The following is a 22,782-nucleotide window of genomic DNA, read 5'->3' on the forward strand; positions in this document are numbered from 1 at the left end:
TCATGCTCCGGCGGCGGCGAGGAGGCCGAGCCGCTCGCCGGCATAGACCTTGTCGCGCAGGGGACGCCACCACCATTCATTATCAAGATACCAGCGGACGGTTTTTTCGATGCCGGTATCGAAGGTCTCCATCGCCTGCCAGCCGAGCTCGGTCTCGAGCTTGCTCGCATCGATGGCGTAGCGATGGTCGTGGCCGGGGCGGTCGGTCACGAAGGTGATGAGCTCTTCGTGCGGCACGGCGCGGGGACGAAGACGGTCGAGCAGGCCGCAGATGGTGCGAACCACGTCGATGTTCCGTCGCTCGTTACGCCCGCCGACATTGTATTTCTCGCCGATGCGGCCGCGCGCGGCGATGAGCGCCAGCGCCCGCGCGTGGTCCTCGACATAGAGCCAGTCGCGGACGTTCTCGCCCTTGCCATAGACCGGCAGCGGCTTGCCGTGCAGGGCGTTGAGGATGACCAGCGGGATCAGCTTTTCGGGGAAATGGAAGGGCCCGTAATTGTTGGAGCAGTTCGAGATGAGGCCCGGGAAGCCGTAGGTGCGCGCCCAGGCCGCGACGAGGTGGTCGGCGGCGGCCTTGGAGGCCGAATAGGGCGAGGAGGGGTCATAGGCGGTCTCCTCGGTGAAGAGGCCGTCCTCGCCCAGCGAGCCATAGACCTCGTCGGTGGAGACATGGAGGAAGCGGAAGGCCTCCTGGCGTCCCGCCGGCAGGCACGACCAATGCTGGCGCGCCGCCTCCAGCATCACGAAGGTGCCGACAATGTTCGTGTCGATGAAGGCCCCCGCCGCCCCGATGGACCGGTCGACATGGCTTTCCGCCGCCAGATGGATGACCCGGTCGGGCTGGAAGCTGGCGAAGGCCTCCTCGACGGCGGCCCGATCGCAGATGTCGACCTTCGCGAAGCGATAGCGCGGCGCGCCCTCGACGGCGCGCAGCGAGGCGAGGTTGCCGGCATAGGTGAGCTTGTCGAGGTTCAGGACCTCGTCGCCCGCCGCGACCAGATGGCGGCAGGTGGCGGAACCGATGAAGCCGGCGCCGCCGGTGACGAGAACGCGCACCATGGGTTCGTCTCCCTGCGGTGGTCGGCGCCTACCGCCCTTGCCACGGCCTGTGCGCAACCGGGGGCCGCCAATGGTGACGTCACGGCACGGAATCGTCCGGGCCACGGCATCAACGTCCTGGATCGGTGAAAGCCCTAATTCGGTCTGGCGTCAATGGCTGCCGTTTGCGTCAACCTTGGCTGACACGGCGCCGGCGCCCTCGCGGAGCGCCGCGACTTCCGCCCGGGTCTGGCGCAGGGCCGCCCAGAGCACGGCGACGAGTTGGTCGGGCCGGGTCCACTGGCGGCTGTCCGCATCATCGCGGTCCTCGAGGCCCCAGGCGCCAAAATCGATCCCGGTGGCGTCGAGGGCTGCCTTGAGGTCCTGGGCGAGGAAACCGGCATGGGCGCGGGCCCCGGGCCGGTGGACAGGCACCCCGGTCGCGACGGTCTCGCCGTCGGCGTCGATCTCCGTCTCGTCGGGGGAGGGCTCGATCCGCGTGCCACCGATGCGCCAACGGAAGAGCACCGGGTCGACCGCATCGACCATCGCGGCGGCGAAGGGCAGGGGGCCGATCACCTGCTTGTCGCGGGCATCGGAGGTCTGGATGACGCCGGTGGCGCTCCACACGGCGCTCCAGCGGGCGGAGGCCGTGCCGAGCGTGTAGGCGTTATCGGCGCCGGGCTGGCTGTGGCCGGCTGCTGACACGACAAGGCGCGGCAGCAGCGACTGGCCGGCGCCTTCGGCGATCGTCGACAGTTCGATCTGCGCGCCGCGATTGGTGTCGCTCCAGGCCTCCGTTGCCGTGACCTGCACGGTGGCGCTGTTGCTGCCCCACATGGCTGTCGCGCCATGGCCCCCCGCGCCGAAGCGCATGAGAATGTCGCCCGCGGCCACCGCGGCGGGGGCTGCGAGGCTGCCGCGGGCGCGACGGCCGTTGAAGGCCGGGAAGCTGGTGCCATAGGTGAAGGCCGTGGCCTGGGCCGCCACGCCATCGCCGACGATGGCGAGGCCACCGGCGCCGCTCGCCGCGTTCACCTGGAGGACGTTGCCCGGCATCGCCGTGCCGATGCCGACGCGCCCGGTGGAGGGATCGACAACCAGCGCCTCGCTCCCGGTGGCCCCGTCGGCGCTGACCTTGACATGCAGCTTGTCGTCACCGGTGGTGCCGATCTCGGCGCGGCCGGCATAGCCGGTCTGGAACAGGAGGCTGGCAGTGTCGCCGGCCGCCGCCTTGTTGATCTTGACCCGCACGTCGCTGCCGGCATGGCCGAGCAGGACAGCGGGGCTCGCCACCGCCAGCCTGTTGGTGGCATCCGCCATCGTCCCGATGCCGAGCCGGTCGGCGGAGCGGGGCTTCAGGTCACGCCAGGCGGTGCCGTCGTAGATGACGGAGGCAGCCTCCGCCTCGAGCCAGCAAAGCCAGCCCGGAGCCGGCGCATCGAAGCGCCAGGCGCCGTCCGTGAAGGTGGCCAGCGCCCCGGCATGGCCGGCAAAGGCACCGGTGGCGGCCGGGCCGACGAGATAGGCAGCCCCGTCGGCGGGCGCGACCGGCGGGGCATCGCGCAGGTCGGCCGCGACGAGGTGCACGAGCCGGTCGAGCAGGACGAGCGCCTCGTTGTGGGTGACGTGCTTCTGGGCCTGCGCGGCGGCGAGGAGGGGGAGCGAGAGGCGGGGCGTGGCGTCGGTCATCGGGCGATCTCCAGGCAGCACAGAGTGCCAAGGAGAATCGTCCTTGTCAAGGATATAAATCCTATCTCTCAGGCTGTGGGGTTCGCGGCCTACCCCTCCATCAGCGCCATGATCCGTTCCACCGCCTCCTCCGGCGTGATCGCATCGGTGTGGAGGTGCAGATCGGGGGCCTCCGGCGGCTCATAGGCGGCGCCGACGCCGGTGAAGCGCGGCAGGGTGCCGGCCATGGCCCGGGCATACATGCCCTTGGGGTCGCGGGTCCGGCAGACCTCCAGCGGCGCGTCGACGAAGACCTCGATGAAACGGCCGGCGCCGATGACCTCGCGGGCCTTGGCGCGGTCGGCGCGGAAGGGCGAGATCAGCGACACGACAACGATCAGGCCGGCATCGGCCATGAGGGCGGCGACATGGGCAATGCGGCGGACATTCTCGCTGCGATCGGCGTCGGAGAAGCCGAGATCGGCGGCAAGACCTTGCCGCAGGTTGTCGCCGTCCAGTACCGCGCCGTGGCGGCCGAGGGCGTGGAGCCGTCGGTCGAGGAGGTCGGCGATGGTGCTCTTGCCGGCGCCGGACAGGCCGGTGAGCCAGATGACGCGGGGCGTCTGGCGCAGCGCCCGGGCCCGGTCAGCTGGCGTCACCGCCATGGTCTGCCAGGGCGTGTCGCGGCTCTGGCGCTCCACCGACAGGACGATGCCGGCGGCAACCGTCCGGCGGCTGACCCGGTCGATGAGGATGAACGCGCCGAGACGGCGGTTCTCGGCGAAGGGCAGGGCGGGCAGCGGCGTCGTGAGCTGCAGGCGCGCCACGGCGATGTCGTTGGCGGCAAGGTCCGCGTCGAGCGCAGTGACGGTGAGGGCGTCAAGGTCGAGCCGTCCCTCCAGTCTGGCGATGCCGGCGGCGCCGCGTGCCGTGCCGATCTCGACATCGTAGCCGCGGCGGGTCTCGAGCGGCTCGGACGCTAGCCAGACGAGACGGACGCGCAACTGCGTCGCAGGAGGGACCGGCCGGTCGGCGGCAAGCACCGCGCCGCGGCCGAGGTCGAGTTCGGGCGAGAGTGCCACCGCCACGGCCTCGCCGGTGCCTGCTTCGTCGACGGGCGCGCCGGCCGACCACAGGCCTGTGACGGTTGCCTCGAAGCCGCCGTCGCTGCGCAGCACCTGGCCGCGGGCGATATGGCCGGCCGCCACCTCGCCGAAGGAAACGCGGCCGCCGCCGTCCAGCCGGCCGGTCAGTGCCACGGGGAGGAGGGCACGGGGCTCCTCGGCCGGCGGTTCCGGCACGAAGGCCTCCAGCAGGGCGAGAAGCGGCGGGCCGGCATACCAGGGCATGGCGGGGCTGGAGGTCACGACGTTGTCGCCCTCGCGGGCCGAGACCGGGACGATGCCGCCGATGCGCAGGCCGAGGCCGGTGGCGAGCGCCTTGACCTCGGCGGCGATGGCGGCGAAGGGGGCCTGCGCACGGCCCACCAGGTCCATCTTGTTGACCGCCACGACGATGTCGCGGACGCCGAACAGGGCAGCGATGGCGAGATGCCGGCGGGTCTGCGGCTGGATGCCGTCATTGGCGGAGACCAGCACCACCGCGAGCTGGGTCTGCGATGCGGCGGCGGCCTGGTTGCGGGTGTATTGCTCGTGGCCCGGTGCGTCGGCGATGAGGAAGGCGCGCTTGGCCGTGGCGAAATAGCGATAGGCGACGTCGATGGTGATGCCCTGCTCGCGCTCGGCTTTCAGCCCGTCGACGAGGAAGGACAGGTCGAGTTCGCCGGTGGGCCCGGCACGCAGCGCCTCGGCGAGATGGTCCTCAAAGACGGCACCGGATTCGTAGAGCAGCCGGCCGATCAGCGTGCTCTTGCCGTCATCGACGGCGCCGCAGGTCATGAAGCGCAGGCGCGGCAGGGTCAGCGGAGCCGGCAGGGTTGCGGAAGCGGCCATCAGAAATAGCCCTCGCGCTTCTTGTCCTCCATGGAGGAGCCGACATGGTCGATGATCCGGCCGATGCGCTCGGAACTGCGGGTGGCGAGGAGCTCGGCGATGATGGCGGGGACGTCGGCCGCGTCCGATTCTACCGCCGCGGTGAGCGGGTAGCAGCCGAGGGTGCGGAAGCGGACGGTCGCGGTCTCGGCCGTCTCGCCGGACTGCAGGCGGAAGCGGCCATCATCCAGCGGGATCATCTGGCCGCTGCGGCGCACCACCGGCCGCGGGGCTGCGAAATAGAGCGGAACGACCGGGATCGCCTCGGCGTGGATGTAGCGCCAGATGTCAAGCTCGGTCCAATTGGAGAGCGGAAAGCAGCGCATGGTGGCGCCGGGTTCCAGCAGGGTGTTGTAGAGCCCGAAGAATTCCGGGCGCTGGTTGCGCGGGTCCCAGACATGGCCCGGTTCGCGCAGCGAGAAGATGCGCTCCTTCGCGCGCGAGCGCTCCTCGTCGCGCCGCGCGCCGCCAATGGCGACGTCGAAGCCGTGGCGATCGATGGCCTCGCGCAGCGGCACGGTCTTCATGGCGGCGGTGTAGGTGGAGGCGTCATAGTCGAAGGGGTTCATGCCTGCCGCAATGGCCTGATGGTTGGTGGCGACCAGCAACTCGACGCCTTCGCGGGCCACCAGCGCGTCGCGGAAGGCCACCATCTCCCGGAACTTCCAGGTCGTGTCGATGTGCATGAGCGGCATCGGCAGCCGCGCCGGGGCGAAGGCCTTGCGGGCGAGGTGGTAGAGGACCGAGGAATCCTTGCCGATCGAATAGAGCAGCACCGGTCGCGTGAAGCGGGCCCTCGCCTCCCGCAGGATGGCGATCGCCTCGGATTCAAGGGCTTTGAGATGGGCGTCCATCATGGTCTCGCCTGTCGCTGCCTGGCAGCGGGGCTCGCAGGTTGGCCTCGTGGCATGGCTTACAGGCTCGCTGCGGGGCGACCAAGCCCCTCGCTCGGGGGCAGCAGGATGCCGCCTTCGGTGTCGGCGACGGCATAGCCGCTGGCCGCGGTGGAAATGGCGAACAGCCGCTCCACGGCATGGTGGAGCGTGCCGTCGATCTGCCCAGCCTCCTCCTCGAAGTCGTCGGGCTGAATCGGCAGGGCCGCTATAGCCGCAAGGGCCGTGGGCCGGAACCAGAACATCGACCCGCCGAAGAAGGCGAGGTCCGCGTGGGCCGGCGGCTGGAGCCGTGCAGCCAGCTCCTCGACGCGGCCGCGGTTGGTGTGCCAGTGGCGCGGACGTGTCAGGAACACGCGGCGCCAGCCGACCATACCCACTTTCGGGTCGGCCATGATGGCGAGGATGCGCGTCACCGTCGCCGGATGACCGGCGAGCGCCGTGAACATGGCGCGGCGCAGCAGCCCGCCATGGGACAGGTGGGGGCTGCGCTTGGAATGGATCTTCAGGACGGCGTCGAGCCCGTCCAGCGCGCCAGACCTCAGGATCGCGAGGAAGGGTGCGATATCGCGGCCGCGGTTGGGGACGACGTGAAGATGGACCTCGGGCAGGCCGGCGATTCGCGCCGCCACGGCGTCAGCGATCTCCGCCGGGGCTGTGATATGGCACACGCTGTTCGGGGGCAAATGCGCCCAGCAGGCAATGATCTCGTCAATGAGTTCGGTGTAGTAGATGTGGGCGACCAGGCCGGTCCTTATCGAGGTGTGGGGTATCGCAGTCGGCTCGCCCTGCGCTCGTCTGGTTTCGCGAGCAAGATAGACGAGCAGCGCAAGCCGATTGGCAGCCGACAGCGAGGCCTTGCCGATTCGCAGGATGGCTCGTCCGACCGCCGTGTTCTTCACAATATCGCTCATCACGCCTTGGTCGTGGTCCTCCACCGCGTCCGTCCCTGCATAACGGCTGAGCCGCCGGGCGTGAAGGCATGCTCTTCCCAAAATGCGGAGACTTCCGTCCTGAGCCTAAGGATCGCCGGAGCGAACCCTCACGCCAGCGGGTGCAGGCGCGGCGGAAAGCCGAGCGTCTGATCCTCGCGGGCCAGCGTCAGATTGGGCGAATAGAAGGGATCGTTGAGCAGCTTTTCTCCCCAACGCGCCATCATGGTTGTGGTCTCGCGCTCGAAGCGCGCCCTCTTCTCCGGCGTCGTCTCGGCGCCGCGCGACAGGCTTTCGTGATGCTTCAGGCAGGCGAAGGGAGTCCAGACATTGCGGTATCCGGCCTCCCGCACCTTCAGGCAGAAGTCGACGTCGTTGAAGGCGACGGCGAGGTGCTCGGCGTCGAGGCCACCGACCTCGGCATAGACGGAAGCGCGAACCACGAGGCAGGCCGCCGTCACCGCCGACACGGTGCGACGCAGGCCGAGATGCCAGAAATGGCCTGGCTCGCCGGCAGGCGTATGCTTGAAGGCATGGCCGGCAACACCGCCGATGCCGAGCACCACGCCGCCATGCTGCAGCGACCCGTCGGGGTAGAGCAGTTTCGCGCCGACGCAGCCGATCTCGGGCCTCACCGCCAGCGACACCATCTCGCGCAGCCAGCCAGGCTCGAGGATTTCGACGTCGTCATTGAGCAGGCACAGGAGGTCGCCACGCGCCTTGGCGGCGGCGGCATTGTTCAGCGCGGCGAAATTGAAGGGGCGGTCGTCGCGCAGGACGCGGATGCGCCCGTCGCGGCGCGGCCAGGATTCGAGCAGCGCGAGGGTTTCCCGCGCAGCGGAGCCATTGTCGATGACCACGACCTCGAAGGCCTGATAGTCCGTCCGCGCGACGAGCGAGGTGAGGCACCGGTCGAGGACGGCGCCGCCGTCGCGGGTCGGGATGAGGATCGTGACCAGGGGCAGCGGCTCCGGCACAGGGTGGACGACGCGGTAATAGGGCGCGCCGCCAACGGGCTCGACCCGCGCGCCGGGCAGAGCGGCCGCCACATGGTCCTCCAGTGCCCGCAGGCCGGCGGTGAAGGCATAGGACTTCTCTCCCGTCGCGACGGCGGTCGATCCGGCGGTGGCGCGCCAGTGGTAGAGGATGCGCGGCACGTGGATGACCCGCGCCGCGCCGACCCTCGCAAGGATGCGCAGCGCGAGGTCATAGTCCTGGCTGCCGTCGCGCTCTGGCCGCCAGCCACCTGCGGCAACGACCTCCGCGCGGCGAAACAGCGTGAGGTGGTTCAGGTAGTTCTGGCCGAGGAAGAGCTCGGGCGAGAAATCCGGCTTGAAATAGGGATCGAAGCGACGGCCGGCATCGTCGATCTTGTCCTCGTCGGAATAGAGGATCGCGGCGTCGGGATGCCGGCCGATCGCCTCGGCCATGCAGAACAGCGCATGCGGCCTGAGGACGTCGTCATGGTCGAGCATGGCGACGAAGTCTCCGGTGGCGAGGGCGAGGGCGTCGTTCGAGGCCCGGGCGATGCGGCCGTTCTCCACCCGCCGTGTGACCTTGATGCGTGGATCGGCAGCACTCGCCGCAGCGAGCACGGCGGCGACATGCGACGCGGTCGAGGCGTCATCGCAGATGCACAGTTCCCAGTTGTCATAGGCTTGGGCGCTGACCGAGGCGATGGCCTCCTCGAGCAGCCGTCGGGGCGTCTCGTGGACGGGCATGATCACCGAGATGAGCGGACGGTGCGGCAGGGCAGCGGCGGCGGCGCGCAGGTTAACGAGGTCGACCTCCCCGAGCGTGTCAAAGGCGGCGATCCAGTCGGAATAGCTGCGGCGGCGCTGTTCCAGCAGGATGGCGATGCGCCGGCGGAGGCGACGGGCGAGCGCCACCGGCCCTTCCTCCCGCAGGATGCGCAGCGCCACACGGGTGATGAGGCCGGGACCAAGACCGGCGATCACGGCGTTAAGTCCCGGCCGGCGGGCGACGGAGGCAGCGGGCGATTCATCGCGGCGATTATGGCCGCTTCGCTCCGGCGGGGCCACCCGGCCGGCGGGCGGGCCGGCGCCGCCCGCATGCGGAATCGCGCGGACGACATCGCTTTGGGGATGCGGCCCCGCTGGCGGACGGGCGCATCGTTAAGGCTCCATTGACCATGTCGCGGCACTCTCGGGAGCACGATTACCGGTCGACAGGAGGTCACCGGTCGGCGGGACCAGGGAGCGGATCGCCATGCCGGGGCTGACCCCGCAGGAGACCGAGGCGAATGCGCGCTATCTGAGGGCGACGCTCGCCACGCTGGCGCGGATCGACTGGCGCGACCAGGCGGTGGCGCGGAGCCTCGCCGAGGCCGCCGTGCGGCGTTACCCCGCCGTCGTGGCGCCGCAGGCCGATGACGACCGCAAGCTCGTCCTCGGCCGTGCTTTCCTGGCCGACCTTGTGCCCATCCTGCACCGCCTCGACGAGCCGGGCTTCGACCTCGCTGTCCATCTCGCCGCCGATGGGCCCGCGCCTGCCGCAGCCATCGCCGTTGCTCCGCTGCCCGTGGAGGCCCCGCGGCGTCCCGTAGCCGCGGCGCCGCCGGAACCCGTCAAGCGCGGGGACACAGCATCTGCGCCGTCATTCGGCCGATCGCGCCTCCTCGCCACCGCGGCCGTCCTCGCCCTTGCCGTCATCTCCGGCGCCTGGCTGCTCGGTGGCACCGACAGCCCGCCCGAGCGCACCGGTGCGCTGCCATCCCCCGAGGTCAGGCTCGCCTTTGCCCGGGAGAGCGAGACCGGCCGCTCGCTCGCGCAGGTGCAGCGCGATTTCGCCGCCGTCCTCGCCGCCAACACCATGCGCCCGCCGGTGCTGATGCCGACCGAAGACGGGCTCTTCGCCCACGCGCCCTCCGTGGTGCTGGTGCCGGTCGCCGGCCAGAGCCGCGTGCAGGTCGCCTTCGGCATGCGGACGGGCTCGTGGGACAATGGCAGCCCCACGGACGGGGCCTGTTTCCACATCGAGGCGGAGGGGGCCGGCCGGATCTTTGACCAGTGCCTCGATCCCGGCGCGGTCGCGCCCGACCGCCGCATCCAGATCGGCTTCGCCACCATCCCGCCGGGCACGGCGCAGCTCAAGCTCATCACCTCCTGCAAGGGGCACTGCGCCTCGGACTGGACCTACTGGGGGCGCGTCCGGCTGGAGTGACGGCGCTCAGCGGGCTGCCGCGAGCGGACCGAGGTCCAGCGGCGTGAACGTCACGGTGACGCTGCCGCCATAGGCAAGCCGGCCGAGCCATCCTGACGAGAGCCGGATGGCGGTCGGCCGCGTCCAGCCCGGGCGGTCCATGCGCCCGAGGGCGAGATCGCGAAACTCCTCCGCCGTCGCCACGTGAGGCGCAATCACCATGCCCTCGGAGAGCATGCCGGGGATGGCGCGCCAGGGCGTGCGGCGGCCATCCGCCTCGACCGTGGTCAGCATGACGATGGGTGGGCGGAAGGCGAGGTCCATGACGCGGCCGAGCGGCGTCAGCGGCATGCGGACGGTCATGACGAGGGGGCCGTCCCCGGCGGGAAGCGCCACGTCTGTGTCGAGCCCGGCTTCGATGGTCACAGTGGTGCCCGCGGTAAGCGGAACTGGTGCGGCGCGCCGGCGCATCAGCACCATGCCGCCGACGATGTCCCCTGGTTCGTAGCGCGACAGGATGAGCGGCCAGAGCGCACCTTCGGCTGAGGCGGGATGCCGGCCGTCGATGGAACCGGGCTGCATCAGGAGGTTTGCCGGCCCGTCCGGCCCATCGACATGAGCGCGGTTGCGGGCGATCAGGCCCGGCGCATAGCTTGTATACTCCTGCACGGTCGGGCGCGGGCGGTAGGCGAGGCCGTGGGCGATCAACTGAGCCTGGTTCGAGGGCACGACGTCGATGGTCCCGTCGATTGCCGGCAGCGGGTGGCTCGCCCTGAGGGCTGCGCGGGCGGCGATGAGGCGCGCCCCGGCGTCCCGCTTCCAGGCGGCCGGATCTGCGATGAAACGGAGGAACGTCTCTCCGATGTCCCGGGCGGCCCGGGCGGTCGCCACCGGCTGGGCGGTGTAGTCCGGCAGAAGTGTGCGCTGGACCAGAACCGGGCCCGGCAGCAGGGCGAGGAGCGCGATGGCGAGGGCTGTGGCCGCAGCAGGGCGGTCGCGGCGCGCGGCAGGGCTGGTGCCGACGAGGGCTGCGGCGACGGCGAGGCAGCCCCAGCCGATCAGGGAATGAAGGTCGTGGCGGACGAAGCCGATCTTGAGCGCGAGGAACAGGAAGCCGGCAAGGATGACCACCTCGGCGGCGATGGCGAGGACGCCTTTCTCCCCCCGCTTCCAGTCCGACAGGGCGAGCCGCATCACGACGCCCCCGAGGGTCGCGGTGATAGCGATCCAGGCCGCGAGTTCCAGCGGCCGGCTGGGAAGGCTCATGGCGGCGGAATAGCCGGCGGAGGTCTCCAGGCTGCCGCGCAGCCAGTCGCCGAGGGCCAGGGGATTCTGGCCCGCGAGGCTGAAGGCCAGGGCGATGACGGCTACGGCTGCGAGACTGTGCCAGGGCCATTGCCGCCGCGACAGTGCCAGCAGGTCCGCCAGCAGGCAGGCGAGGACCAGCAGTGGCACCGTCGAGAACTTGGCCAGGGCGAGCACCGCGCCGGCCGCGAGGGCCGCGAGGCGCACCATGGGGCCGGGGCGAGGCTCGCCGGTGACGATGAGGACGAGGAACAGCGCCGGCAAAAGCGCGATCGTGTCGCGCAGGAGGACGCCCGTGCCGAGGATCACGACGAGGGCGAGGGCCGTCGGCCAGCCGCGCTGGGCGATGAAATGTCCTGCGACGATGGTCAGCGCCACGGTGACCAAGAGGCCGAACCCGGCGATGGGCCAGGCCATGGCCGGCTCGAAGAAGCCGGTATAGAGCCCGGAGAGGGGGCCGCCGGTGAAGACGATGTCGCGGCCGAAGGCGGCCCCGCGGGCGGCCGCGTCGGCGAGCGCCGCCATCCAGGAAGGGTCGAGGCCCTCGGAGGTGCCATAGGTTCGCAAGGGGCCGACATGGGCGGCGATGAGCGGCAGCAGCAGGAGCGCGCCGGCGAGCCAGCCGAGGCGGAAGAGCCAGGTGACAGGCCGGGGCGCCGGGTTTTCGCTCATGTCCTGCCGAGGGATCATGGCTTGCCGAAGGAATAGCGCTTGTGGCCGAGATAGCTCGTCAGCACCGGGCTCAGCACGCCGATGACATGGGCGACGGTGTCGGCGTGGAACGTGTAGCCGACAGCCGGGAACAGCCAGCGGGCGAGGCCGACGCTGACCAGCCAGACCTGCACCAGCGCCACGGCATTGACGACGGCGAAGCGCCACAGCTCGCTTCCCGCGGCGCGTCCCGAGGCTTCGAAGACGAAGAGCCGCATCAGCACATAGGCGGTGAGCATCCCAACGAGATAGGCGAGCACCACCGCGATCTCATAGGCCATCACCGGCGAGAACAGGATGCGGGCAAGGACATTGACGCCGGCGGCGATACCGCCCGAGGCGAGGAAGCGCAGGAAGGGAGAGCGGGCGAGATCGCCAACGAGGTCCTTCACGCCACCCGCTCCGCCATCATGCGGCCGAAACGGATGCTCTCGGCAACCCCTCGATCCTCTGGATAATAATAGCAGGTGTCCGCCACCTGCAGACCGCCGATCGGTGTCTCGATGGGAGGCAGCTTGTCGCGAAAGTTCGGCTCGCAGACCGGCTGGGCATGGGTGAGGCGGCCGACCTTGGCGTCGATGAGGTCCTGCGGGCCGATGGCGGGGTTGACGCGGGCGATGGCCGCCATGGCCTCGGCGATGAAGGCCTCGTCGCTCCAGCCCCATTTCGGCTGGGTCACCGGCATGTAGTAGGGCACATAGACGATGGTGTCGCCGGTCGGCCTCAGGTTCGAGAACTCGATGATGCCGGGGATGGGGATGGCATCGTCGACGATGTTCACCCAGAAATGCCGCGTCACCGGCCGCTTGAGTTTGAGGATCAGGCAGACGACGCCGATGTTGCGGATGGCGTCGTAGCGCGCCTTCCAGTCCTCCGGCATGTCCGGCACCAGGCGCGAGACCAGTGGCGTCGGCACGGTGGAGATGACGGCATCGGCGGGGAACAGCCTGCCGCCGGCGGTGACGCCGGTCACGCGGCCCTCCGCCGTCTCGACCCGCGTCGCGGGCGTCGATAGGTGGATGCGGCCGCCCCTGGCGGCGATGGCCTCCACGAGGACGGCGACCAGCGTCTCCGAGCCGCCGTCGACATAGCCGAGCTGTTCCTGGAAGATCGAGCGCCGGGAATTGCCGATCCGCTTGACGCGGGTGGCGATCCACGAGGCCGAGACCTCGTCGGCGAGCTCGTAGAATTTCAGCTCCATCAGCCGCTTCCACAGCCGCTCGTAGACGGTGCGGCCCGAACCGCCCTCGATCCACTGGCGGGCGGTGAGGCTCTCGATGCCGTCCATGGTCGGCCGCTTCGTCGTCCAGAACATCTGCAGGCCGGTGCGGATCTTCGAGACGAGGTCGAGATGGGGGAAGGTGAGGAGCGAGATGGGATCGCCCCAGGGATGGACCTTGCCGCCCATGAAATAGCCCATGGAGGTGGGCACCCAGCGCATCCGGTCGGCAATGCCGAGTTCGTCCATCAGCGCGAAGGTCGGCGCGTCGGTCTTGCAGACGAAATGGTAGAAGCGCTCGATCGAGACGCCGCCGAAGTCGAAATGGGCGGCCATGCCGCCGGCGCGGTCGCCGGCCTCGATGAGATCGACCTCGTGGCCGAGGCTCGCCGCGCGATGGGCGGCGGCAAGGCCCATGGGGCCGGCTCCGATGACGACGATCCGTGACACGCGGGAAGTCCTCTCAGAAGTCCAGAACGATCGACGAATAGGCGGGGTCGCAATAGGTCTCGACGAGGGCCCGGCGCAGCGGCGTCGCCGTCACGCCGAAAATGCGCGGCCAGTCGATGACGGGGAAGGTCTCGGGAATGACGAGCGCCTCCAGCTGGCGCGTCGTGAAGGGTGGATTGCGGTCGACGAGCGCATAGGCCCAGAGCAGCAGCCAGAACAGCCGGTAGGGAATGTGGACGATGCGCGCCCGCGGCCGGACGATTTCGTGGATCATGGCGATCAGATCGCCGTAATCGATCTGTTCGAGCCCCGATATGTCGTGGGTGCCGGTTGCCCTGGTCCTCAGGCAGGCGGTGATGATCGCGGCGAAATCGCCGACATAGAGCGGCTGGCGGATGAAGCGGCCGTCGCCGGGAATCGGGAAGACCGGGGTGCGGTCCATGAAGCGCCGCAGCCAGCCCAGATGCTTGCGGTCGAACCAGCCGAACATCAGCGTCGGCCGCAGCACGACATGGGGGATCTCGACCCTGTCGATGAAGCGCTCCTGCGCCGTCTTCGACCGCGTGTAGAAATCATCGGCGCGCGAGTTCACCACCGAGGACGAGATGTGCACGAAATAGGGCACGCCGTGCCGGCGCATGGCCTCGACGATCCGCTCGGTGGCGGTGACGTTGTTGGCGGTGAACTCCGCCTCGTCGAGGCCGCCGATCTGCGCCTGGTTGAGCAGCACCGCATCGGCGCCGGCGAAGGCCTCGCTCCAGGCGCCGTCGGCGGCCAGGTCCGCCTCGATGACGGTGATCTCCGGGTGGATGCGCCGCAGCAGTGCCGTGTTGGCGGGATGCTTGTCGATGGCGACGATGCTCACGCCCGGCTCGCCCTTGAGCCGCGCGATGACATTCTGGCCGACGAGGCCCGCCGCCCCGGTGACGACGACCCGCATCAGATGTCGAGCCTGTTGAAGATGGGCGCGGGCAGGAAGCGGATGATCAGCATGATGTAGCGCCAGAACCAGGGCGCGTAGACGACCGGCCCGCCCTTGTCGGCGGCGCGCCGCACGACGGCGGCGACATCCTCGGGCTTCGCCCAGGTGAAGCCCTTGCGCTGCATGCCTTCGGTCATCGGCGTGATCGTCGGGCCGGGCTTCACAAGTACGGCGCGCGGCCCCTTGGCGGCGAAGCGGTGGGCGATGCCCTCGACGAGGGCGGCGAGGCCCGCCTTGGCGGCGCCGTAGACGAAGTTCTGGCGGCGGCCGCGATCGCCGGCGACGGAGCCGAGGACGACGAGCGACCCCTGGCCCTGCGCCTCCAGCAGGTTGGCGGCGGCAAGGCACCAGGCACTCGCCGAAGTGAAGTTCACGGCGAGGATGCGCTCGGCGGCAGCGGGATCGCGGGCCGCCTCCGCCTGGTCACCGAGGATGCCATAGGCGACGAGGATGTGGTCGATGCCGCCGAGGGTCCCGGCAAAGCCGGCGAGCGCTACGGCCGCGTCCCCGGGGGCGGCGAGATCGGCAATGGCCACCTCTGCCCGCGCCGCGCCGCGCACCTTCAGGTCGGCGGCAATGGCGGCGAGCCTGTCCTCCTGGCGGCCGACGAGCAGGATCTCGGCGCCCTCGGCGGCGTAGAGCCGTGCGGTGGCCTCGGCGATGCCGGAGGTGCCGCCGAGCACCACGAGGCGGAGACGCCGGCCGGCGGCGGGAGCGATCGTCGTCATGAGCCGACCCTTGTCCAGAAGAGCGATGAGAAGCGCGGATCGACATGGGCGGCGAAGCGCTCCCAGTCGGGATAGCCGGCGCGGAACATGTCGCGGGGCATGCGGCCGTCCTTGGCCGGATAGAGCCTGCCGCCGGCCTCCCGCACGATGGCGTCCAGCCGTGCCAGCAGCGCCATGGTCGAGCCACCGCGATTGGGAAAGTCGAGGGCGAGCGTGGTGCCCAGCCGCGGGAAAGAGAGGAGGCCGGGCGAGGGCCTATCGCCGAAGGTCTTGATCACCGCGAGGAAGGAGCCTTCACCCGCGGCGGCGATGGCGGCCAGCATGGCGGCGGTGGCATCGCGCGCCGCGGCGGGCGGAACCACCGACTGGTACTGGTACATGCCGGGGTGACCGTACATGCGGTTCCACTGACCGATGGCGTCCAGCGGATAGAAGAAGGGCTGGTAGTGCTGCATGGCGCGACCCGCCGTGCGCCGGCCGTTCCAGTCGTAGATCGCGTTGAAGGCGCGGATGCTGAAGCGGTTGAGCGCGATCGAGGGCAGCTCCACCGGAAAGGTCGGGCCGCCGCCCTTGCCGGCCGACAACTCGCCGCCGGTCGCGTGGCGGGCGCGGCTGAAAATGCCCCGTCCGGTCTTGTCGCCGGTGGCAAGGCAGTCGATCCAGGCGACGGTGTAGTCGTGGCTCGCCTCGCTCTCCGCGGAGAGGCGGAAGAAGCCGTCGAGATCATCGAAGGGAATGGTCTCGACATCCATGAGCGCGCCGGAGATCGGCATGAGCTCGATCTCGACCCAGGTGATGATGCCGGTGAGGCCGAGGCCGCCGATGGTGGCGGCGAAGAGCCCGTCCGGGTCACCGGGGGTGAGCTCGTGCTCCACGCCGTCGGATCTCAGCAGGCCGAGACGGCGGATCCACCGACCGATCGTGCCGGCGCCGTGGTGGTTCTTGCCGTGGACGTCGTTGGCCACCGCGCCGCCGAGGGTGACGAAGCGCGTCCCCGGCGAAACCGGTGGAAACAAGCCGCGCGGCACCATGGCCTTCAGCAGCGCGTCGAAGGAGAGGCCCGCATCCGCCTTGAGGATGCGCGTCTCGGGATCGAAGGCGATCATCCGGTCGACGCCGGCCATGTCGACGATGCCGCCGGCCGGATTGAGGATGCTGTCGCCATAGGAGCGGCGCAGTCCCGTGGCGAGCAGCGTCGGCAGGGTGCTCAAGCCCTCGGCCAGCGTCGCCGGCACGTCCTGCCGGAAGACCGGCCGCGCCACGCGATGCTGCAGGCGCAGCGTGCGGCCCCAGGACAGGTGGTCGGCGGTTTCGGTGAATCGCGTCATAGGGCGAGTACGAAGACGAAGGCGACGGCGAAACCAAGGCCGATGCTGACGCGGTCCCGCAAGGCGAAGCTGACGGGGTCGTCCCGCATCTCGCCGCGATGGGCGAGGAGCCAGATGCGGCCGACCCAGATGGCGAGCAGCAGCGGCACGGCGAGGAGCAGCCTGGGATGCGCGTAGGTGCCGCGGTGGAAGAGCTCCTCGACGAGGAACAGCACCATGATCAGCAGCGAGGCGACGCTTGCCGCCGTGCCGAAACCGAGCGTCAGCGGTGCGTCCTCCGGCCGGTAACCGCGGCTCGCGAGGGCATGTTCGCTCGCGCCCGCGGCGCGCACGATTTCCGTGTGGCGCTTGGCGATGGCGAGTGATGTGAAGAAGAAGACCGAGAAGGTCAGCAGCCAGGCGGAGTAGGGATGGGCGAGAAGCGCCATGCCCATGACCAGCCGCGTGGTGAACAGGATGCCGATGACCAGCGTGTCGAGCAGCGGGATGCGCTTCAGCCCGAAGGAATAGGCGAGGGTGAGCAGGAGATAGACGACGAGCGCCAACGCGAAGCCCGGCGCGAGCAGGGCCGCCCCGGCAAGGGCGAGGGTGATGGCCGCCGCGGCCCCGCCGAGGGCGAGGCGGATCGGCAGGCGGCCGGAGGCGATGGCGCGGCGACGCTTCGACCAGTGGCGGCGGTCGGCCTGCAGGTCGGAGACGTCGTTGATGAGATAGGTCGAGGAGGTGACCATCAGCAGGCAGATGAGGCCGGCGATCGCGGCGGCGACCGCCAGTGGGTCGGTGAAGGCATGGGCCAGCACCAGCGGCACCAAGATCAGCCCGTTCTTCGACCAGTGATGCACCCGCACCGCCTTCGCCCATTCGCGGAGCGACAGCGGTACATCCGTGAACTCGGCCTCGACCGGCTTGCCGAGGGCCCGTGCCTCCTCTGCGACCTGTCGGCTCGCCCCGGCGAGGACGACGCCGCCCGCCACCTTCCAGACGGCAAGGTCTGCGGCGGAATCGCCGACATAGACGAAGCCTTCGGGGAAGGTGCGGGCGAGATGGGCAGCCTTGGCGGGGCCCTTTGAGGTTCTCGTCGCCCGAGCCGGTGGCCGAGGCGAAGAAGCCGAGCCGCCGGGCGATGGCCTCGACCACGCTCTGCGTGGCGGCCGAGCACAGATGCACCTGACGGCCCGCCGCGGCCTGGTCGCGCAACCAGACGAGGAGGTCCTCACGGAAGGGCAGGGCGGCCGTGGAGAAATCGACCTCGTCGGCGAGGGCCCGCTTCAGCGCCGCGCGGCCACGGGCCAGTTCAGGCAGGGCGCGGGCGAGATGAAGCGGCCGGCGAAACAGCGCCTCGGCCGCCTGCTCATCCAACGTGTCAGTCAGCAGCAGCGTCCCGTCGAGGTCGACGACGAGGGGGAGCGGGGGATGTTGGGTGGCGGCATGACCCGCGGTCGCATCCAAGGCGCGAAGGATCCCTTGTCCGTGATGGGGCGAGAGCAGAGCCGCGGGCGTTACGGTCCGGCGTCACGCACGACAAGGGACGTTCCGGCGGAAGGGTTTTGGCACAGCGTCGAAGCCCTGTGAACCCCGCGGATCGCTTGCGGATAGGGAAGCGGTCAGCCCGCGGCGGCGCGGAGGGCTCCGATCAGGGAGCGCTCGAGGGTCGCAGCGACCTGCGCCTGCGAGGCCTTCTCGGCGAAGTCATGGATCATTTCAGGCGGAAGGCGCGGGGCGAGCGCCGAGACGAGGTCGACGAGGTCCGACAGAGTCGCCTCGAAATGGCCGCGCAGGGTCGCGTCCGTTGTCGGCGGCAGCTTGCGGTGGATGTCGCGAGCGACCTCGATCGCCGATGCGTCCAGCCGCACGCCAGTGGCGATAACGCCATTGACGCAGAGCCTGATGAAATAGGGGAGGCAACGTTCGACTTCGTCGCTGACCGAGCGCATCGCCTTGGACTTGATTTCCATTCCTTGCCGGGCTCCGATCCGCAGCCCGGCGGAAGTTGTCTCACCGCGGCGGATCGAAGGCAAGGATGGGGATGGTAACGGGGGCTGATGGCCGGGGCGAGCGCACGGCCCCTGGGGATGGCGAGGCGTCGGCTCCGTGCATTCTCTGCGTCATCAACGAGGCCTGGTTCTTCCGCTCGCATTTCCTGCCCTGGGCGCGTGCGGCGCGGGATTCAGGCTTTCGCGTCGCTGTCCTGGCTGCACCGCAGGACGGCGTCGCCTGGGCCGAACCTGGCATTGCGCTGGAGCCTGCCGACGCCCGGCGCGGCGGTCTTGCGCCCCGTGGCCTGTGGACAGCTGCAGGCGAGCTGCGTGACCTCGCCGGTCGCGAAGGCTGCGCGCCGCTCGTCCACGCCTTCGGACTCCACGGCATGGCGATCGCGGCGCTGGCGCGGCTTCGGGGGCTTTCCACGCCGCGGGTGGTCAGCATCACCGGGCTCGGCTTCCTCGCCACCGCCGCCCCGCCGCAGCGGTGGGCGGCACGCCTTGCCGCGGCCGGCCTCGCGCGGCTCTGCGATGGTCCACGGACGGTCTGGCTTGCCGAGAATGGCGCCGACCCGCTCGCCCTCGGCCTGCACCGGGCGCTAGGCGAGGGCCGGGTGGTCACCCTGGCTGGTGCCGGGGTCGATCCGGCCGAGTTCCACGTCCGGCCGCTGCCGGAGGTGCCGCCGCTGCGGCTGATCTTCGTCGCCCGCCTCGTGCGCTCGAAGGGGCTCGATCTCGCCGTCGCCGCGCTGCGACAGGTGCGTGCAGGCGGGCTCGATGCGACGCTCACCGTCGTCGGAGAGGCCGATGCCGCCAATCCTCGCGCCTTGACCCCGGACGACTGTGCCAGCCTTGCCGCCGAACCGGGCGTCACCTGGCTCGGACGGCGTGACGACGTGGCGGCGCTGCTCGCCGATCATCATCTCTTCGTCCTGCCCTCGCGCGGAGGGGAGGGCCTGCCGCGCGCCCTGCTGGAGGCCGCCGCCGCCGGCCGGCCGGCGCTGGTGACGGCCGTTCCCGGCTGCCGCGACTTCGTGGAGGACGGCGTCACCGGCTTCATCGTGCCGCCGGAGGATCCCGGCGCGCTCGCCGCCGCAATCGGCCGTGCCGCCGGCGCCGATCTTGCGGCGATGGGAGCTGCCGCCCGCTTGAGGGTGGAGCGCGAGGCGAGCCTCGGCGAGGTCGCCGGGCGCGTGGTCGAGGTGTATCAGCGCCTTTTCCCGGTCCTGCGGTAAGGTCCCGACTGCACGCCGGCCTTGCATTTTGCCCTCCAGACACGGCATGACCGTTGGGCCGTGCTCCGTTTCCGGGGCACCGTGAGCCGAGACCTTCAGCGAGATGGCCTTCCGCCAAGCGCCACCGACCACGCCGGATCCCATCGCCGAGGCGCTGAGGACATGCCGCGGCGCGCTTGTTGCGGCGGCGGTTTTCTCAGGCGTCCTCAATGTTCTGATGCTCTCCGGCGCCATCTACATGCTGCAGGTCTACGACCGGGTGCTGACCAGCCGGAGCCAGCAGACGCTGATCGGCCTCACCCTGCTGCTCGCTCTGGTGTTCCTGGTCCAGGGCGCGCTCGACATCATCCGCCAGAAAATCCTCACCCGCGTCGGCGCTGCCGTCGACCGGCGGCTGGCGCCCGAGGTTTTCCGGCTCACGGCGACCATGGCGTTGCGGGCCGGGCCTGGCCATGACGCCTTGCAGCCCGGTCGTGACCTCGATGCCGTGCGCGGCTTCGTCTCCAGCCTCGGGCCGACCACGTTTTTCGATATGCCCTGGGTGCCGCTGTTCGTCGTGCTCTGTTTCCTGCTCCATCCGTGGATCGGTGCGGCGGTGCTGGTGGGCTGCCTCGTGCTGTTCGCCATCACGGTGCTGACCGAACGGGCGAGCAAGGCACCGATCACCGAGACGGCGCGCTCGGCTGCGGCACGCTCCGGCATCGCGGAGGCGACCCGACGCAATGCCGAGGCGATCGAGGCGATGGGGATGCGGACCGCGCTTTCCGCCCGCTATGGCGCCGTCAACGACCGTTTCCTTGCCGCCAACGAGCGGGCGACGGATGTCGTCAACACCTATGCGACCGTCTCGCGAATCCTGCGCATGGCCCTGCAGTCAGGCATCCTCGGCCTCGGCGCCTATCTCGTGCTCATGGAGCAGGCGACGCCGGGTGTGATGATCGCCGCTTCCATCCTCATGGGCCGGGCGCTGGCACCGATCGAGGCGGCGGTCGGCTACTGGAAGTCTTTCGTGGCGGCCCGCGAGGCGCGCCGTCGCCTCAGCCACACCATGCATCTGCTGCCTCGTCCAGCCGATCCGATTTCCCTGCCGCCTCCGCGACGGATGCTGACCCTCGAACAGGTCTTCGCTGGTGCACCCGGCCAGACCCAGCCGATCATCCACGGCCTGTCGCTGTCGCTCCTGGCCGGCCAGGCGCTTGGCGTCATCGGTCCTTCCGCTTCGGGAAAATCGACGCTGGCGCGTGTTCTGTCCGGGGTCTGGCATCCGCTGCGCGGCTCCGTGCGGCTGGACGGGTCAGAACTCAGCCAGTGGAACGACGAGGCGCGCGGCGGCTTCATCGGCTACCTGCCGCAGGACATCGCGTTGTTTGACGGAACGGTTGCCGAGAATATTGCGCGGTTCCGTCCCGACGCGACGTCCGAGCAGGTCGTTGCCGCCGCAGTCGCCGCGGGCGCCGACGAGATGATCAGGCGGCTCCATGCGGGTTACGAGACCAGGATCGGCGATGGCGGCGTTACGCTATCGGGTGGCCAGCGGCAGCGCGTGGCGCTCGCGCGGGCGCTGTTCGGCGATCCCTTCCTCGTTGTCCTCGACGAGCCCAACGCCAATCTCGACGCCGAGGGCGAAGCGGCTGTCACCCAGGCGATCCGGCATGTGCGAGAGCGCCAGGGCATTGCCATCGTCATCGCCCATCGTCCGAGCGCGATCGCCGCGGTCGACATGGTGGGTCTCATGAAGGACGGGCGCCTTCAGGCCTTCGGTCCGCGCGACGAGGTGTTGAAGAAGGTGCTCGCCCCGCAACGGAAGCAACCGACATGACGGAGGCGGCGCCACCCATCACGCCCGGCGCCAACGGCGTTGAGGGACTGTACCGGGGGATGCGACGCCTGGTCCTCGTCGGTATGGCGGTGGTGGTTGTCTTCGTGGGCGGGATTGGTGGCTGGGCCGCGACAGTGCCGCTCGCGGGCGCTGTCGTGGCTGGCGGCGTGGTGGTGGTCGATACCAACGTCCGCATGGTCCAGCACCCCACCGGCGGTGTCGTGGGCGAGATCCTGGTGCGCGAGACAGCACGGGTGCAGCAAGGGGATCTGCTGATCCGCCTCGATGCGACGATCACACGCGCCAACCTTCAGGTCATCGTCAAGCAGCTGAACGAGGCTGCGGCACGGCAGGCGCGCCTCGAGGCCGAGCGGGATGGTGCCGCCAACATCGTCCTGCCCGCCTCGCTCGACGGGCGCCTCGGCGATCCGGAGGTGGCGCGGTCCTGGGACAGCGAGGTGACGCTGTTCAACGCCCGCCGGTCGGCGCGGCAGGGCCAACAGCGGCAGCTGCGGGAGAGGATCGACCAGATCCGTGAAGAGATCGTCGGCCTCACCGCCCAGGAACAGGCGCGTCGCCGACAGGTTGAACTGATCGAACGCGAACTCGGCGATATCCGCGACCTCTTCCGCCGCAACCTCGTGCCGCGCCCCCGCGTCGTCGAGCTCGAGCGCGAAGGTGCGCGCCTTGCCGGGGACGTCGGCCAGTTTGTCTCCGAGCGCGCCCGGGCCGAGGGACGCATCACCGAGGCGGAGCTCCAGATCCTGCAGATCGACCAGGATCTGCGGCGCGAGGTGTCGACCGAGCTCCGTGAAATCCAGGCGCGGACGGGCGAGCTCGTCGAGCGCCGCGTGGCAGCCGAGGACGCGCTGAAGCGTATCGACATCCGCTCGCCCGCCTCGGGCTTCGTTCACCAGCTGTCTTACCACACGGTCGGCGGCGTCATTACCGCCGGACAGCCGATCATGATGATCGTGCCCGGTAACGACGTCCTGGTGATCGAGGTCCGGATTGCGCCCCAGGACATCGACAAGGTGGCGATCGGCCAGCAGGCTTTGATCCGGTTTCCGGCGCTTCCGCACAGCACCACGCCGGAGGTGAACGGCACGGTCGTCCGGTTGTCGGCCGACGTGGTGAGGGACCCCCAGACCGGAAGCGCCTTCTTCCTTGCGCGTCTTGCCTTTGCCGATGGCGAACTCGACCGCCTTGGCCGAAACCGCATCGTTCCGGGCATGCCGGCCGAGATCTATGTGAAGACCGGCGAGCGGACGGCGCTGGCCTATCTCACCAGGCCGCTGATGGACCAGGTTAACCGGGCATTCCGCGAACGATGAGC

General features: G+C 69.9%; 18 protein-coding genes and 1 pseudogene. 5 read left to right on the forward strand and 14 right to left on the reverse strand.

Annotation, left to right across the window (positions count from 1 at the left end):
• The 6 genes and pseudogenes from rfbB to O9344_RS08670 form a co-directional block, all read right to left on the reverse strand.
• Complete coding sequence (rfbB, locus tag O9344_RS08645; protein WP_298475278.1) at nt 1-1,059, reverse strand: dTDP-glucose 4,6-dehydratase; 1,059 nt, start codon at nt 1,057-1,059, stop codon at nt 1-3.
• Nucleotides 1,060-1,212: 153 nt separating this feature from the next.
• A complete protein-coding gene (locus tag O9344_RS08650) occupies nt 1,213-2,733 on the reverse strand; it encodes a DUF2793 domain-containing protein (RefSeq protein ID WP_298475201.1) in 1,521 nt (506 codons plus the stop codon).
• An 89-nt stretch (nt 2,734-2,822) separates the two neighbouring features.
• The gene (cysC, locus tag O9344_RS08655) at nt 2,823-4,664 is read right to left on the reverse strand and encodes an adenylyl-sulfate kinase (RefSeq protein WP_298475204.1); all 1,842 of its coding nucleotides are present in this window, start codon (nt 4,662-4,664) and stop codon (nt 2,823-2,825) included.
• A pseudogene (gene cysD / locus O9344_RS08660) lies at nt 4,664-5,575 on the reverse strand (sulfate adenylyltransferase subunit CysD); the annotation flags it as partial. The gene cysC and the pseudogene cysD, both read right to left, overlap by 1 nt.
• Before the next feature lie 41 nt (nt 5,576-5,616).
• Entirely contained in the window at nt 5,617-6,534 is a 918-nt protein-coding gene (locus O9344_RS08665) for a rhamnan synthesis F family protein (RefSeq protein ID WP_298475206.1), read from the reverse strand.
• Nucleotides 6,535-6,638: 104 nt separating this feature from the next.
• Nucleotides 6,639-8,486, reverse strand: coding sequence for a glycosyltransferase (locus tag O9344_RS08670; RefSeq protein WP_298475210.1), 1,848 nt, complete (start codon nt 8,484-8,486; stop codon nt 6,639-6,641).
• Between the two features lie 271 nt (nt 8,487-8,757).
• Here O9344_RS08670 and O9344_RS08675 point away from each other — a divergent pair, with 271 nt between their 5' ends.
• The gene (locus O9344_RS08675) at nt 8,758-9,711 is read left to right on the forward strand and encodes a hypothetical protein (RefSeq protein WP_298475213.1); all 954 of its coding nucleotides are present in this window, start codon (nt 8,758-8,760) and stop codon (nt 9,709-9,711) included.
• Nucleotides 9,712-9,717: 6 nt separating this feature from the next.
• On the opposite strand, the gene O9344_RS08680 is transcribed toward O9344_RS08675, so the two are convergent.
• Genes O9344_RS08680 through O9344_RS08710 form a run of 7 tightly spaced genes read right to left on the reverse strand, consistent with a single transcriptional unit; the run spans nt 9,718 to nt 17,630 of the window.
• A complete protein-coding gene (locus O9344_RS08680; RefSeq protein WP_298475216.1) occupies nt 9,718-11,667 on the reverse strand; it encodes a hypothetical protein in 1,950 nt (649 codons plus the stop codon).
• A gap of 14 nt (nt 11,668-11,681) precedes the next feature.
• Entirely contained in the window at nt 11,682-12,098 is a 417-nt protein-coding gene (locus tag O9344_RS08685; protein WP_298475219.1) for a GtrA family protein, read from the reverse strand.
• On the reverse strand, nt 12,095-13,375 hold the full coding sequence (locus O9344_RS08690) for an NAD(P)/FAD-dependent oxidoreductase (protein ID WP_298475222.1): 1,281 nt from the start codon (nt 13,373-13,375) through the stop codon (nt 12,095-12,097). The genes O9344_RS08685 and O9344_RS08690 overlap by 4 nt, the downstream gene beginning before the upstream one ends.
• Before the next feature lie 13 nt (nt 13,376-13,388).
• Nucleotides 13,389-14,315 (reverse strand): NAD-dependent epimerase/dehydratase family protein, encoded by a 927-nt coding sequence (locus O9344_RS08695; protein ID WP_298475225.1) that lies wholly within the window; start codon nt 14,313-14,315, stop codon nt 13,389-13,391.
• Nucleotides 14,315-15,085 (reverse strand): SDR family NAD(P)-dependent oxidoreductase, encoded by a 771-nt coding sequence (locus tag O9344_RS08700; protein ID WP_298475228.1) that lies wholly within the window; start codon nt 15,083-15,085, stop codon nt 14,315-14,317. Before O9344_RS08700 ends, O9344_RS08695 begins: the two co-directional genes overlap by 1 nt.
• Nucleotides 15,082-16,413, reverse strand: coding sequence for an FAD-binding oxidoreductase (locus O9344_RS08705; RefSeq protein WP_298475231.1), 1,332 nt, complete (start codon nt 16,411-16,413; stop codon nt 15,082-15,084). Before O9344_RS08705 ends, O9344_RS08700 begins: the two co-directional genes overlap by 4 nt.
• Entirely contained in the window at nt 16,410-17,630 is a 1,221-nt protein-coding gene (locus tag O9344_RS08710; RefSeq protein ID WP_298475234.1) for a UbiA family prenyltransferase, read from the reverse strand. The genes O9344_RS08705 and O9344_RS08710 overlap by 4 nt, the downstream gene beginning before the upstream one ends.
• On the opposite strand from O9344_RS08710, the gene O9344_RS08715 reads away from it, so the two are divergent.
• Nucleotides 17,575-17,985, forward strand: coding sequence for a hypothetical protein (locus O9344_RS08715; RefSeq protein WP_298475238.1), 411 nt, complete (start codon nt 17,575-17,577; stop codon nt 17,983-17,985). The genes O9344_RS08710 and O9344_RS08715 overlap by 56 nt on opposite strands.
• Nucleotides 17,986-18,017: 32 nt before the next feature.
• On the opposite strand, the gene O9344_RS08720 is transcribed toward O9344_RS08715, so the two are convergent.
• On the reverse strand, nt 18,018-18,368 hold the full coding sequence (locus O9344_RS08720) for a hypothetical protein (RefSeq protein WP_298475241.1): 351 nt from the start codon (nt 18,366-18,368) through the stop codon (nt 18,018-18,020).
• Between the two features lie 71 nt (nt 18,369-18,439).
• Here O9344_RS08720 and O9344_RS08725 point away from each other — a divergent pair, with 71 nt between their 5' ends.
• The 3 genes from O9344_RS08725 (at nt 18,440) to O9344_RS08735 (ending at nt 22,780) form a co-directional block, all read left to right on the forward strand.
• Nucleotides 18,440-19,627: a glycosyltransferase gene (locus O9344_RS08725; RefSeq protein WP_298475244.1), complete on the forward strand. Its 1,188-nt coding sequence runs from the start codon at nt 18,440-18,442 to the stop codon at nt 19,625-19,627.
• Nucleotides 19,628-19,730: 103 nt separating this feature from the next.
• Nucleotides 19,731-21,446: a type I secretion system permease/ATPase gene (locus tag O9344_RS08730; RefSeq protein WP_298475246.1), complete on the forward strand. Its 1,716-nt coding sequence runs from the start codon at nt 19,731-19,733 to the stop codon at nt 21,444-21,446.
• Nucleotides 21,443-22,780 carry an HlyD family type I secretion periplasmic adaptor subunit gene (locus O9344_RS08735; RefSeq protein ID WP_298475249.1) on the forward strand — a complete coding sequence of 446 codons (1,338 nt, stop codon included), beginning with the start codon at nt 21,443-21,445 and terminating at the stop codon, nt 22,778-22,780. Before O9344_RS08730 ends, O9344_RS08735 begins: the two co-directional genes overlap by 4 nt.
• Nucleotides 22,781-22,782 lie beyond the last annotated feature (2 nt).

The sequence above is a fragment of the Phreatobacter sp. genome, from assembly GCF_027532945.1.
Classification (GTDB): domain Bacteria; phylum Pseudomonadota; class Alphaproteobacteria; order Rhizobiales; family Phreatobacteraceae; genus Phreatobacter.